Origin of the sequence: Faecalicoccus sp. LCP19S3_E2 (assembly GCF_052121255.1) — a bacterium.
Lineage (GTDB): Bacteria > Bacillota_I > Bacilli_A > Erysipelotrichales > Erysipelotrichaceae > Faecalicoccus.
The window spans coordinates 241,488-254,877 of the sequence record NZ_JBQKEP010000001.1; the positions used below are offsets into that span (position 1 = coordinate 241,488).

At 37.5% G+C, this 13,390-nt stretch carries 13 protein-coding genes; 2 read left to right on the plus strand and 11 right to left on the minus strand.

The annotated features are described in order from the left end of the window. Positions 1 to 10: 10 nt before the first annotated feature. From ACTQX6_RS01250 to uvrB, 10 genes are all read right to left on the minus strand, one after another. Entirely contained in the window at positions 11 to 1,315 is a 1,305-nt protein-coding gene (locus ACTQX6_RS01250) for a YhfT family protein (protein ID WP_117445929.1), read from the minus strand. A 20-nt stretch (positions 1,316 to 1,335) separates the two neighbouring features. Beyond that, a complete protein-coding gene (locus tag ACTQX6_RS01255; RefSeq protein ID WP_117445930.1) occupies positions 1,336 to 1,701 on the minus strand; it encodes a DUF2620 domain-containing protein in 366 nt (121 codons plus the stop codon). Between the two features lie 17 nt (positions 1,702 to 1,718). After that, positions 1,719 to 2,060 carry a PRD domain-containing protein gene (locus ACTQX6_RS01260; protein ID WP_117445931.1) on the minus strand — a complete coding sequence of 114 codons (342 nt, stop codon included), beginning with the start codon at positions 2,058 to 2,060 and terminating at the stop codon, positions 1,719 to 1,721. A 137-nt stretch (positions 2,061 to 2,197) separates the two neighbouring features. Next, positions 2,198 to 3,127 (minus strand): GntR family transcriptional regulator YhfZ, encoded by a 930-nt coding sequence (gene yhfZ / locus ACTQX6_RS01265; RefSeq protein WP_272012556.1) that lies wholly within the window; start codon positions 3,125 to 3,127, stop codon positions 2,198 to 2,200. 5 nt (positions 3,128 to 3,132) lie between these two features. After that, positions 3,133 to 4,107, minus strand: a complete 975-nt coding sequence (locus ACTQX6_RS01270; protein ID WP_294687983.1) for an amidase family protein — start codon at positions 4,105 to 4,107, stop codon at positions 3,133 to 3,135. A 155-nt stretch (positions 4,108 to 4,262) separates the two neighbouring features. Continuing rightward, positions 4,263 to 6,305: a sensor histidine kinase gene (locus tag ACTQX6_RS01275; protein WP_441657222.1), complete on the minus strand. Its 2,043-nt coding sequence runs from the start codon at positions 6,303 to 6,305 to the stop codon at positions 4,263 to 4,265. After that, a complete protein-coding gene (locus ACTQX6_RS01280) occupies positions 6,302 to 7,009 on the minus strand; it encodes a response regulator transcription factor (protein ID WP_294687988.1) in 708 nt (235 codons plus the stop codon). Before ACTQX6_RS01280 ends, ACTQX6_RS01275 begins: the two co-directional genes overlap by 4 nt. 12 nt (positions 7,010 to 7,021) lie before the next feature. Beyond that, a complete protein-coding gene (locus ACTQX6_RS01285; RefSeq protein WP_168965317.1) occupies positions 7,022 to 7,609 on the minus strand; it encodes a TVP38/TMEM64 family protein in 588 nt (195 codons plus the stop codon). A gap of 98 nt (positions 7,610 to 7,707) precedes the next feature. Next, positions 7,708 to 9,147 carry a hypothetical protein gene (locus ACTQX6_RS01290; protein WP_294687992.1) on the minus strand — a complete coding sequence of 480 codons (1,440 nt, stop codon included), beginning with the start codon at positions 9,145 to 9,147 and terminating at the stop codon, positions 7,708 to 7,710. A 93-nt stretch (positions 9,148 to 9,240) separates the two neighbouring features. Continuing rightward, positions 9,241 to 11,208: an excinuclease ABC subunit UvrB gene (gene uvrB / locus ACTQX6_RS01295; protein ID WP_205141677.1), complete on the minus strand. Its 1,968-nt coding sequence runs from the start codon at positions 11,206 to 11,208 to the stop codon at positions 9,241 to 9,243. A gap of 180 nt (positions 11,209 to 11,388) precedes the next feature. Between uvrB and ACTQX6_RS01300 the strand changes: the two genes are divergently transcribed. Both ACTQX6_RS01300 and ACTQX6_RS01305 read left to right on the plus strand, forming a co-directional pair. Next, positions 11,389 to 12,063: a DUF975 family protein gene (locus ACTQX6_RS01300; RefSeq protein ID WP_294687993.1), complete on the plus strand. Its 675-nt coding sequence runs from the start codon at positions 11,389 to 11,391 to the stop codon at positions 12,061 to 12,063. Positions 12,064 to 12,128: 65 nt separating this feature from the next. Next, entirely contained in the window at positions 12,129 to 12,371 is a 243-nt protein-coding gene (locus tag ACTQX6_RS01305) for a hypothetical protein (RefSeq protein WP_117445941.1), read from the plus strand. 32 nt (positions 12,372 to 12,403) lie between these two features. Here ACTQX6_RS01305 and ACTQX6_RS01310 read toward each other — a convergent pair whose 3' ends face one another. After that, positions 12,404 to 13,381 carry an asparaginase gene (locus tag ACTQX6_RS01310; protein ID WP_294687994.1) on the minus strand — a complete coding sequence of 326 codons (978 nt, stop codon included), beginning with the start codon at positions 13,379 to 13,381 and terminating at the stop codon, positions 12,404 to 12,406. Positions 13,382 to 13,390 lie beyond the last annotated feature (9 nt).

Genomic DNA, 13,390 nt, shown 5'->3' on the forward strand with positions numbered 1-13,390 from the left:
ACTACACCTTTTATGCAACTAAGGTAATAATCTGCAAGAATGCTAATATATTCAGTACAATCCCAAACAGGATACATGCGACCGGTCCAATTGCCATTTCTACAATCGGTTTTGAAGACATGCGGTTAATCAATACACAAGCAATTACAAACATAGCACCTACACCGGTTAAGCCAAACATTCCAGCCATAGCTTCTGCAGCTGTAATAGCACCTCCAAGCAAAGCAAGCTCCAATACTTTATTCATTGATGTACGAATGTGTTCGCCCATTTCTTTAACACCTGGAAAACGGTCCATTGCCTTTGCGAAAACATTAATCAATAATAACTCAACAATCATAATAACTGCGCCGGCAATTAATGCTAATAATGGTTGTCCATGTAAGAATAAACCTGCCGCAAACACGAACGTACATCCGGCCGGCGCATAAACACCAGTTACAATTGCCGTTGTAAATACTAATGGAATAAAACCAATTGCACGAGCAAATGCTGCTAAAGCTGCTTCCGAAAACGAGCCATCTGCCGCTAATGCTAACGAAATTGGATCACCTGCAACAATAACCATACTTGTACCGCAAGCAAGCAACGCTCCCATAACAGTCAATAAAGGCCAATTTTTACGGATCTTGGCGATTTTTTCCTCGAAGACATTGACTAATTCTGTATTTGAGCTTTCTTCATTGCCTTTTACTCTAGTCGCAAAGAATAACATTAAAACTGTACCAACCAGCATCGCCATTCCTTCTGCACTTAACGTAACTGAAACATCACCAATGGCAAATACTCCAAACTTTTTAAAGAAGAAATAAGACAATACGGTAATAACACCTACAATTAATCCTTGTTTAAATCCATGTTGTAAACCAGTTGCAATAGAAGGGAAAATTGCAAAAGCAACCATAACATATGCCGATACACTTCCCAACTCATTCAAGAAATTATAAGGTAATGAACTAAACAGAGAAACGATAAAGTCTAAACCAGCTACCAATGCAATACCATATACGGCACCAACAGCACCCGAAATAATAATTCCCAATTTACTATCTGGAGACCATGTTCCGATAATATCTGTAGCCAGCAATACACTGTGAATCAACAAAATACTGGCTGCAATCGAGGTCGGAATACCAAATCCAATTACAAGTCCAAAACTGATTGCAAAACTCATAGTTGCCAATTCTTTTCGTGAAATTGATCCATCATAATATTGTGGAACGATAGCTCTGAATCCATCATTGAATACTGCGATTCCTCTATTTGCTAAAATGGAAGCCAAACCACCAATTAATGCGATTACTATATACTTCATATATTTACCTCTTTTTTCCCTTAACTATTTTTTTCTTTCAATGCATCCAATAATACCGGCAATACTTTTTCTGCATGTTGGGCTGTAAAACCAAAAGCAATTTTCCCTTCTTCTACAGCTGCTTTAATATCGGCATCCGAAAAGATTTTACCTGGCATACTAATTGTCTGGCATTTATTTTTTCCCAATAGAGCCATTGCCATAGCTAACGCACCACCGCCACCGGTGTTACAAGCGCCAATATAATAGTCATATTCCCCTTTCTTTACAGCGTTTACAGCTTCTAGATCACCTTTAACATCAACCTCACTTGAATCCTGCAGATATTGTTTTGTAAACTCTGCAATCTCCTTCTTGTTAATCTGTCCACCAACTACAATTTTCATTTTATTCTCCTCCTTTGTCATTGGTATAAATTACATAAATGCATCAATAAGAATCTTTTCTCTGACTCTGGTATTTCACATGGTGCATTTATTAATAATTTCTGAAGTAATTTATTAGCTTCTTCATACCCACTAGACTCTTCAACTTGCTTCCATAGTGAATCATCCAATTTTTCCACTTCCTCGTGATTTAAAACTCTTTGTACACACATCGCTAGATGCGTAGTAAACATTTCTAAAATCTGCTCCTTCTCATTAAATTCATCTTCTAATTGTTCGATAACACTTAGTACATACAAGCTTGTTTTTTCATTAATTACATCCGCTTCTTTTAAAATTTCAATTCTCTCACTTAGCATAGATCCTCCATTATACAAAATTTTGGTCAATGAATATACAATATTTTGTACATTTGAATATTAGCATACTTGATATTTATATTCAACCAAAATTTTGTATTTTGAAAATAATAAAAACCGCACTCAGAAAGTACGTCTTAATAACTCGGAGAAATTTTATCTTCCATCACCAGTCTTTGTGTATCCAGTACCGTTTCAACCGAAATAATCTCATCCAACAACCGGAACATTGTTTCATTCTCTCTTTTAACTACTAAAACCGCTTCTGTATCTGCTTGATGATCCGAATTCACCTCAATGTAATTTATATCCAGCGCTTTATCTTGAAGCTCATCCTCATTCCAAATAGCAGCATCTACTTTACCCTTGACCACAAAATCAATAACATTGTTATAATTCATAGGAACAAATTCAACAGTATAATCCTTGCACACTTTTTCTGTTAATTTCATCTGATCCACCGAATCTTTGTCAACTCCTATACGCATACCATCTCTTATACCATTCGCATTCTTATCGTGCAAAAGTAAAATATGATTAGCTAAATAAGATTGCCTGCCAAACGATTTTACAATGCGAATTTTAGCCTTATCATTTTTAATAATCCCTTGTGCAGCATATTGGGATACTATAGCAAAATCATAACGTCCATCCATTAACATAGCTATTCTGTTTTGGGCTCCCCGCATATATGCCAAAGACATTGGAATATCATATTGATTTTCCAAACCTGTAATTAAACCGGTCGCCAATCCCTCATAACGTTTCGAATACGGTAAAGGCATAACTCCCACAATTGAATCAATACCGGCAAATCCAAATAAAGCGCGCATATTCTTCTTTTTTAAAAAAGTTCCTAAATGCCCTCTTGACTCTAATTCAATAGCATTTTGGTCAATTAAAAATTTCAAAGCGTTTTGTATAGTTCCTCTTGCCAATCCAATTTTTACACTGAATTCCTGAACAGTGGGTATTCTTTCTCCCTGCTGAATAGAGAGCATCATGTTTGCTAAACACATTGAAGAATATCCATTTTTACTATATAACAACGTTTGATAGTTTTTCACTTACATCAGACCTTTCTATTAAAGTAACCTTCATCAAAATACATATCTATATTACCAAAATACTTTTTTGTCATCTCATCCTCTTTTTGACAATATTTCGGTGCTATTGACAACATTTTTCTTATACTCGCCAAATCAGACTTACAAAAAAGGACATAGCCACTAGATAATTCGTTAGATGGAATTGCTAATGCCGTAGCGCCTACCATATTTGCTACCCTTAAAAGCCCTTTATTGGATTTCTTTTGTTCTTCTTGCGTTCTTAAATCATAATGTCCATAAATGGAATCCCCTTTCCCGAAAACATCAATATTCCTATTGTATTCGACCACCACATCATATTTGGAAAGCTGCTCTCGTAGATAATTCATACAAGTTTTTCGATCATTATAATTTATTTCTTTATTCACTTCGAAAATATCTATTCTATTATGATTTTTTGGATCCGTCTGTAACGTTAATGAGATTGCATCAAGAATTAGCTGTAAATCTTTGGATATAAATCCTATAGAAGGTACAAAAGAAATTCCATCTGTTGATTGTTTTCTAAATCCTTCCATATATTCCCACTCAATCAAAGGACTGATAAAACCAAAAAGGTTCAAAGACAATGCCGGAGCTAAAACAGACCCTCCGCCATCTGTACCAACACCTATATCATTTATTCCTAAAAAAACGTTTAGAGCAGTTCCGCTGCTTGACCCAGTCATATATCCGCCATGAATAGGATGAAACAATCTATAATCAATGGCTCGTCCTCCCAACGAACAAGAATCAATTGTGTGTAAGATCATATTATTACTTTCAAGTAAATGAACAAGTTTATGAGGAATTGATGAATGATCTTTTACCCCCAAAAACAGAACATTCTCGCTATTTTCAAACGCATTAAGTGCATTAGGAAAAACTCTAACTACACTTCCATATGGATTCTTTATGGCTAACATAGTTTTCTTCGCATAAGTAATTATCTTATTCATTAAATCAATCCTTCACATTAAGACAGGTAAAATATACAATATTTTGTATATTAATGATAAATATCAAACTGATGTTTGTCAACAAGGCTTTTCTTTTCAAACAATCTAAAAAAAAGTATGTCTAAACGAAAGCTCAAACATACTTCTATCATTCATCATTTTACCGAAAAGCTTACAATAGCCTTGAACACATCCCCATCGAGTTGTACTGTAAAGCTGCCATTTTGAATCTCGCAGAAGCTTTTGACGATCGCAAGACCTAAGCCGCTGCCTTCTTCATGACGTGATTGATCCGCCCGAGCAAACCGCTCTGTGATATCTTGGGGATCAAAATCCAGTGGCGTCTTGGAAATATTTTGAATCGTGATATTAACTTGATCCTGATTCTTTTCTATCGTCACAAAAACACGTGTATTCTCCAATGCATACTTTGCCACATTCGACAATAAATTTTCAAAGATACGCACTGTTTTATTGCCATCCAGAAGACAAATGACAGGCTCCTGTGGTTTACGTATAACGGATGACAATCCCTTTTTCTCTAACATTGTTTCATTTTCCACTACTACTTGTTCCACCAGGGAAACAATATCTACATTCTGTGTTTCTAAATTGATGTTTCCGGAATTTGCTTTGGAAACTTCAAAGAGATCTTCAATCAATTTACTTAATCGATCGGTATATTGATTTAGGCGAACCAGATATTCTTCTTTATCTTCTGTACTTAACTGTGGATCATTTAATAATTCAAGATAATTCTTTATTCCCGTTAAAGGCGTTTTTAAATCATGAGACACATTAGTGATCAGTTCTGTTCGTAAGTTTTGTGAACGCACTCTTTCTTTGACAGCTTCTTCAAAGTCTTCCTGTACCGTATCTAGTTTTTCCTGCAGGGATGGCAAAATAGAAGTTTGATATTGCTCATCCACTTTAAAATCACCCTGTGCAATTCGATCTAAACGCACCAACAATTTATCGTATTCTTTGACGATACGTTGTGCCTGATGTAAAAGGAAAATATAGGACACCACACCATAGATCAACACAAACAGCCATCTCCAGAATAAAGCACATAGAAACATCAGGGCTGTATTTAATAAAACACCTTTTAGAATCAAGTTTTTAATTTTTTGATCTAAATCATAATTTGAAAGATCCTTGATGCCCGCATATAGTTCGACGATGCGATTGCCTATCCATGTATCTTCTTTTAAGAAACGCACGAAACCGGAACATAAAGAGTATTTTACATAGTAAATATCAATACCGATAAAAAATAAAGATAAAAAGAACAAACTGAAATTGATGACATTGACCCATACTCCGGCAGCCGGAAGGCCATAGCGTACCATGGCCGGTAATAGAATATCGTTAATGGTCACTCCCATAATATAAATACAAATCGAAACAATCAAAATGGTCAGTGTGCCGAAAAAGAAAATATTAAATTCCGCTTTCCAGGAAAGAATCGTTTTCAATAACTGTGTCTTTGCCAATGTCTTCCAGGAAACAAGGAATAAATATACGCCGACAATAAAAGCACTTATCACAAAGGCCAACAGAACAAATGGTACCCATACCGAATCATTGTACACAGAGGTATAGACCAGTCCTCCGGCTTTCATTTCCTTGGGAATAAATAAGGTCACTTTTAAATTCGTGGGAGGATTTAATTTCACATCTTGATCTGAATCATTCATCAACTCGGAAACAATGCCATTTAAAGTATAAAAATTATAGAGCGATAAAAAACTGAAGTCTGTCACATCCATATTTCCGGACTGTTTTAAATTGCCATTTTCATCATAAGTCAGTTCTCCATAGAACAAAGCATTTTTTGAATTGGTATCTTCACTAAAATGATTGCTTAAGACCTGATCTTTCCATTCTATACGATACGCAAAGTTTTCATCGTTATCCAAGAGATACACGGACTCACGAATGGAATTTTGTGACGCATCATCTACACTTTGTTCCAATATCGCATCTGAAGACTCAATGAATCGATACGAAGGATCCATCTGTTGCATCTTTCCTAAGATCAGCCACTCAATCGATTCTTTCAATTCATAATTGACCTCATCAAAATCGGTTACCGAACTAAACTGGATTTGTGGATACAAGAAGATCACAACGGCCGAACAAACAGCACAAAGCAGCAGGAACCCACTTAAACACAAGTTTTGTACTCGTTTCATGGTTCCATCCTTTCAATCTTGTAGCCAATGCCCCAAACGACTTTGATATAAACCGGCTTCTTTGGATTGGCTTCGATCTTTTCACGCAGCTTTCGAATATGCACCATGATTGTTTCAGTATTGATCGCATCTTCCTGCCATATCGTTTCATAGATTTGTTCTGCGGAATAAACACGTCCCGGATTTTTCATCAAAAGCTCTAAGATGGAAAACTCTTTCGGTGTTAAATGAACGATGCGATTTTCCACTTTGACTTCTTTTGTCAGTGTATTTAATTCCAGATCACCGACCACATAACAATCTTTATTCTCATAATGATTTTCTTTTAGACTTAAAATTTGTTCATACCTTCTTAACTGTGCACGAACACGGGCAATCAACTCCAAAGAGGTAAACGGTTTGGTGATATAATCATCCGCACCGATATTCAATCCGTTGATCTTATCAATATCTTCACTTTTCGCACTCAAAAACAAAATAGGAAAATCATACTTTTCTCGAACCTTCATGACCATCGTAATGCCATCCATCACCGGCATCATAATATCCACGATGGCCAAATGTACCGGTTCTCTTTCTATGATTTCCAAAGCCGCTTTGCCATTGGGCGCATCGAGTACACGATAGCCCTGATTCTTCATATAAATACAGATAGCCTTGCGAATACCTGTCTCATCTTCAACTACTAATACGGTATGTTCCATACATTTCCCCTTCTAAAATAATCCTGCAACCCACTGCAGTAAAAACGTTAAACCTTGACTATATAATAATAACCCGAATGGTTTACACAACAAGATAATCATCATAAACTTTTTATACGACATTTTGGTCAAACCGGCAATCATACATAAAATATCATCCGGAAAGCCGGGCACAAAAATCGCAAACGCAAAGAAGATCTCAAACTTCTTTCCTTTATCCAGCCATCCGATATATTTCTGAACCGTCTTTTGATCACACACTTTTTCCATAAATGGTCTGCCATATTGTTTGATCAGCCAAAAGGCGATCAAAGATCCTATACATAATCCAATATAATTATAAACAAAACCAAATACACTGCCAAAGCTGACTACGCCAATCGCACTGGTGATTCCTCCGGGGATCACTGGAATAACGGTTTGAAAGATCTGCAGTGTCATAAACAAGAAAGGAGCGGCAAAGCCTGATTTTGATAATAAAAACTGCAGCTTTTGCGGATCCAATAAATAGCCCTGTGTCCCCAGGAAAACTAAAAACATCACACAGGCAATCGTTCCGGCTATCGTTAGAGTTGATATCCATTTTTGACTGGCATTCATACAGATCCCTCCATCCATACATAGAATAAAAGAGAAATGTAAAAAACCAGTGTTGAAAATCCTTAAGTTTTTCTAAAGAAAAAGGAATCCGTGGATTCCTAATACTGATTTAACAATTTTTGTATGAGAATCAATGCTTCCTCTTTTGGATAATACAAATCCGCATCCATAGATTCAAAATAATCTTTAAATGATGAAAGAAAATTCGGATTCTCCAAGGTCAATACGATCACATTGCCATCACTGCTCATAAACTGAATATATCCCAAGCTGTCAGACAAGTACACTTTTAAACCATTGCTCAATTCCCCAAGGTCCTCTCGTAACAAGCGCAAATCATAGATGTAAGCATATTTTAAGAACTGTTGCACAACCTTTTTACGATCTGCCTTATCTAAAGGACGATAAAAATCGGTTGAAAATTCATCAAATACACCTTTTTCCAAGAATCGCCGAATTCCATTTAAGCTGCAGAAATGAAGCGGATGAATCTGTTCATGGCGATGAATCAAGTTCTGAATATATGTCGTAAAAGCACTGATAAAATATTCTTTTTGGGCCATGTCGTCTAATAAATACTTGTGAATATCAATTTTTTGAATAAACGGTACAAGACAAGGCACCAGCTGAAATAAAATCTCCGAGTCGCTTTTACAAGACATGATCTTCTGATTTAAGGCTAACTGGCTAGTCAGATCCTGAATTGGAACAAGCAGTGGTGTTGTCTTTTCATACAGTGCATCAAAAATTTGATTCAAATAGTTCACCGTTTCACTATCCTTATACAACAAGCCGTTTTGATAATCTCCAGATAAGGAAAGTGCGTATTGCGAAGTCACGATCATATAAGGAAACGGTGGAAATGCGGAATGCGAAAAATCCGTCCCATAGTAATAGGCCGTTTCATAACGAACACCGCGATTGGCAAACTGCGCATACAGTGAAATGATCTGACTGAGCGATTGAAAGTTATGATCATCTCGAATTTCCAAGATACTGTCATATTTAGAAAAAGATAAAATATGACGCAAAACCGTTTTCCCCTGAATCAAAGGAAACATATTAGAAAATCCGGGAAGCTGTGGCGTTCCTAAGAATTTGATCATGCCCTTACCATTTTCATTTTCCTTTGTCACTAAATGATAAATCAAATACTCCAAAGATTGTCGGGTTCCGGAAAAAGGAACTACTTCTTTATCCTGTATTTGAAAATCACTTTTTTGAAAGCCCGGCATTTCAATTTTTAAAGGCTGCGCATGAAAAGAAGACAAAAACAAATACACATTCTTTCTTCGATAATATCTCTCCGGACTGACCAGGGAAATCGAGTAAAGTTCTAAAAGTTCACTTGTTTCATAAGGAGAAAGCTCCAGATATTTTCCCATGTGCTTTACCAGATCTTTCGAAGGGGCATTGCGCTGTCCTTGTATGATCTTATGCAAAGAAGAGCGGTCGATCGACAAATATTTGGCCATCTGATATTTATTCACTTTCTTTGTCGTAACATAGCTTTCTAACATTTCTGAAAACTCTGACATAAAAACCCTCTCTACGTGGCAAACTTATAACTTTTTTATTACAACAATCCTTGCCACACTCTATACCAAATGAAAGAGCAAAACATGTTTGCTCTATTGTTCCTTTAATTCAAATAAGATATCTCGAAGCTGCGCAGCTCGTTCGAAATCCAAAGTACGTGCTGCTTCCCGCATTTCTTTCTCGATATTCTCCAACATAACTTCTTTTTGTTTGACCGGCATTTTCTTTTTCTTTAAATACCGAGCCGCCATCTCTTTGGTTTCCTTGCTTCGAACCACATCATGAATTGGCTTGATGATCGTTTTAGGAACGATGCCATGTTCTTCATTGTAGGCCATTTGAATGCTTCGGCGACGTTTTGTCTCCTCAATGGCATACGCCATGCTTTCGGTGATATGATCTCCATACATGATGACTTTTCCCTGAGCATTTCGAGCCGCACGACCGATGATCTGAATCAATGAACGCTTGCTTCGTAAAAAGCCTTCTTTGTCCGCATCCAGGATCGCAATCAAAGAAACTTCCGGAATATCCAATCCTTCTCGAAGCAGGTTGATTCCTACCAGTACATCGTATTTTCCCTGACGAAGATCATGAATGATTTCGGTACGTTCAATGGTCTTCACTTCATGATGCAGCCAGGCAACCTTGAGATCCATTTCTTTTAAGTACGCCGTTAAGTCCTCTGCCATACGCACTGTCAGTGTTGTCACCAAAGCTCTTTCCCCTCTGGCAACTCTCTCTTTGATCTCATCCACCAAGTCATCGATCTGTCCTTCAATCGGACGAACCTCGACTTCAGGATCCAATAAACCGGTTGGACGTATGATCTGTTCGATTACCTCGTTATGTGTCTGTTCCAATTCCCAGTCACCCGGTGTAGCAGAAACAAAGATGGCCTGATCAATCAGTTGTTCAAATTCAGGAAAGCGTAAAGGACGGTTATCCAAAGCACTTGGTAAACGGAATCCATATTCCACCAATACTTCTTTACGCGCTCTGTCGCCATTGTACATTCCGCGAATCTGTGGTAAAGACACGTGGCTTTCATCAACGATCAGTAAAAAGTCCTTAGGAAAATAATCAAATAATGTATAAGGTCTCTCGCCCGGTTTTCGACCATCAATATGACGGGAATAGTTTTCGATTCCCGGACAAACACCAAACTCACGTAACGCCTCTATATCATAACGACAACGCTGTTCCAAGCGCTCTTTTTCCAGTGGTTTTCCCGCCTTTTCAAAATAATCCAGGCGTTCCTCCAGTTCCTCTTCAATCGTCTTGGCAGCTCGTTCCATGATATCCATGCTGGTGGCATAGCCATTTGCCGGATAAATATTGTAAACAGAATATGCCTGTCGTACTTTACCGGTTACGGGATCGACTTCACAAATTCTTTCAACTTCATCATCAAACATCTCAATGCGAATTAAATACGTATCAGTATGTCCCGGTGTGATCTCTATGACATCCCCTCGTACACGAAACGTTCCACGAAGCGGATCACTGTCATTGCGTTTGTATTGTTGCGAAACTAAATCACTCATCAACTCTTTACGAGAGATTTCCTGTCCCACCCGCAAAGTAAAGATCATATCCCGATACTGATCCGGATTACTGGCACCGTAAATAGAGGCCACACTGGCCACGATAATCGTATCTCTTCTTGATAATACTGAATTAACAGCCGCCATTCGCAGCATATCCAATTCTTCATTGGTCTTGGTATTTTTATCAATATACGTATCCGTTTTCGGCAAATACGCTTCCGGTTGGTAATAATCAAAATAAGAAACAAAATATTCTACGCGATTATGTGGAAAGAACTCTTTAAATTCCGAATACAACTGCCCGGCTAATGTTTTATTGTGTGCAAAAACCAATGTTGGCCGATTCACCGCCGCAATCACATTCGAGACAGTGAATGTCTTCCCGGTACCTGTAGCCCCTAAAAGAACCTGATATTTTTTATGCTCGTTTAAACCTTTAACCAATGCTTCGATTGCTTTAGGCTGATCTCCACTTGGTTTATAGTCTGATACTAATTCAAATTTGTCCATATAAGATATTATAGGAAATAAATTATAGCCATTCAAGAACTATGATTGCACAAGTTTCTATACGTTCACAAAACAATTTTATTTTTATACAATCTATAGGCAAAGTGTGTTAAAATGAGGATGAAAGAAGGTGAACTTATGTAGACACGCGAAGAGCTAAAACAAAATGCTAAAAATACGTTGCGCGATAAATACTGGACAATCTTAGGTGTTTCTGTATTAGCCGGTATTCTTCAAGGATCATTTTTTACCATCATTACAGAATTGGTCAATCCAACTCATACTTATTTAACTGTTTTGGGAAATTATGCCATTGATGTAAATGGTTTGATTCGACTTTGGATCATCGTCACAGTGATATCGTTTTTATATTCCATATTCCTGGGACATACGATCCTTATTGGAGCCTATAAATACTTTATTCTTTCCATAAAGGAAAATCCTTCTACTTCCACTTTATTTGATTTTTTCAAGACCTCCTATTGGAACATTGTCAAAGTCATGTTCTTCTATCAGATAAAGATCGTTTTATGGACTTTATGTTTTATCGTGCCCGGCATTATTAAAGCGTATGAATATTGCATGGTTCCTTATATTCTTGCCGAACATCCAAAGATGGAATCGACAGAAGTTTTTGAACGATCCCGAATGCTAACGCAAAATAATAAAATGAATATCTTTGTTTTGGAAATTTCTTTTATCGGATGGCTCTTTTTGGGAATGATGTGCTGCGGAATCGGTGTAATCTTTGTCAGTCCATATATTGATATCACCATGACGCATTTATATCTGAAGCTCAAAGAAATTCATGGAATCGATCAACCGGAACTTCCGCCAATTCCTGAAATACTGTAAGTATAATTCTGAATATTATTTGATAAAAAATTTAATCTATAATCAAACAGGAAGAAGGAATCGCCATGGCAGACAAGGTTATCAAGTATATGAGCCAGGAATGGATTGATCAACTTAATGAAGAATTCGAACAGTTGAGTATCAATGACAGTATTCGAATGGAAAATGCACGAATCAAATGGGCCCGTGAAGAAGGACAAAAAGAATTAATCCAGACCTTACAGGGAATGTCTGCCGAAGAACGCAATGCATTTTTGAAAAAGCCAATTGAAGAAATCCAAGACACATTGAAAACTAAACCACAATAAAAGCAGGGTGACCTGCTTTTATTGTGATTCTATTATAATGTCTCAAACCATGTGCGAATCTGTTGTTTATCCCTAGTTTTCATTAACGCCAACATCAACAAAATACGCGCTTTATGTGGTGAAAATGTAAAGGCTGGTATCGTATCCCGCTCCGGATCAAAAAAGCTGGAATCAAATACGATGCCCTGCGCAACCCGACTGGAACGAACGATTACGTGCTCTTTAGCTAGTTTATGAAAGTATTCTTTCCATGCCGAACCATAATTACCACTGCCACTTCCAGCTGTTACGATTCCCTCGTATTCTTTTGCCATAAAATCTAAAATTTTTAGATCGGCATCACAATGCCAATATACGATTCCCACCTTGGGAAGTTTTTGAATTTCCATATCCGAAAATGGTGAAGTTAAAGTATGTGGCCTTTGACTCTGGCTTAGAAAATATACCTGATCATCTCGCATATAGCCTAACGAACCAAAGTGTCCGATTTCAAACGCATCTGTTTTATAGCTGTTGGATTTGCGAATATCTCTTCCTGAATAAATGGTATCGGAAAACACGGCCAAAACACCGGCGCCTTTTGCTTGATCGCTGGCTGCCAAGGCAACTGCCTGGTATAAATTCATCGGTCCATCGGCACTGGCTGCTGTGGCAGGTCGCATTGAACCTGTCAAAACCACCGGCATATGTGTATGAATCGTCAAATTCAGGAAAAAAGCTGTTTCCTCCAAAGTATCTGTTCCATGTGTTACGACAACACCGTCAACTTGAGGATCTTTATCACATTGATGAATTAAGTTTCTGAGTTCGATCCATCGGCTTTCATTCATATCATTACTGTCCACATTACAAAGCTGAATCGTTTGAATATGGGCTAAATTCTGAATGGCCGGTACACTGGCCAAAATATCAGACACTTTAAATTTCCCAGCTGCATAATCCGCGGATTTGCCTGCTTCTCCACTTCCCGCAATCGTCCCTCCGGTTGCGATGATCACTATATTTTTCATCTACATCCA

Bases quoted from the DNA above. Each gene is read 5' to 3' on its own strand.
- ACTQX6_RS01285 (WP_168965317.1), bottom strand. From the start codon at position 7,609: ATGAATGCCAGTCAAAAATGGATATCAACTCTAACGATAGCCGGAACG.
- ACTQX6_RS01305 (WP_117445941.1), top strand. From the start codon at position 12,129: ATGGCAGACAAGGTTATCAAGTATATGAGCCAGGAATGGATTGATCAA.
- ACTQX6_RS01280 (WP_294687988.1), bottom strand. From the start codon at position 7,009: ATGGAACATACCGTATTAGTAGTTGAAGATGAGACAGGTATTCGCAAG.
- ACTQX6_RS01275 (WP_441657222.1), bottom strand. From the start codon at position 6,305: ATGAAACGAGTACAAAACTTGTGTTTAAGTGGGTTCCTGCTGCTTTGT.
- uvrB (WP_205141677.1), bottom strand. From the start codon at position 11,208: ATGGACAAATTTGAATTAGTATCAGACTATAAACCAAGTGGAGATCAG.
- ACTQX6_RS01260 (WP_117445931.1), bottom strand. From the start codon at position 2,060: ATGCTAAGTGAGAGAATTGAAATTTTAAAAGAAGCGGATGTAATTAAT.
- ACTQX6_RS01270 (WP_294687983.1), bottom strand. From the start codon at position 4,107: ATGAATAAGATAATTACTTATGCGAAGAAAACTATGTTAGCCATAAAG.
- ACTQX6_RS01255 (WP_117445930.1), bottom strand. From the start codon at position 1,701: ATGAAAATTGTAGTTGGTGGACAGATTAACAAGAAGGAGATTGCAGAG.
- ACTQX6_RS01250 (WP_117445929.1), bottom strand. From the start codon at position 1,315: ATGAAGTATATAGTAATCGCATTAATTGGTGGTTTGGCTTCCATTTTA.
- ACTQX6_RS01290 (WP_294687992.1), bottom strand. From the start codon at position 9,147: ATGTCAGAGTTTTCAGAAATGTTAGAAAGCTATGTTACGACAAAGAAA.
- ACTQX6_RS01310 (WP_294687994.1), bottom strand. From the start codon at position 13,381: ATGAAAAATATAGTGATCATCGCAACCGGAGGGACGATTGCGGGAAGT.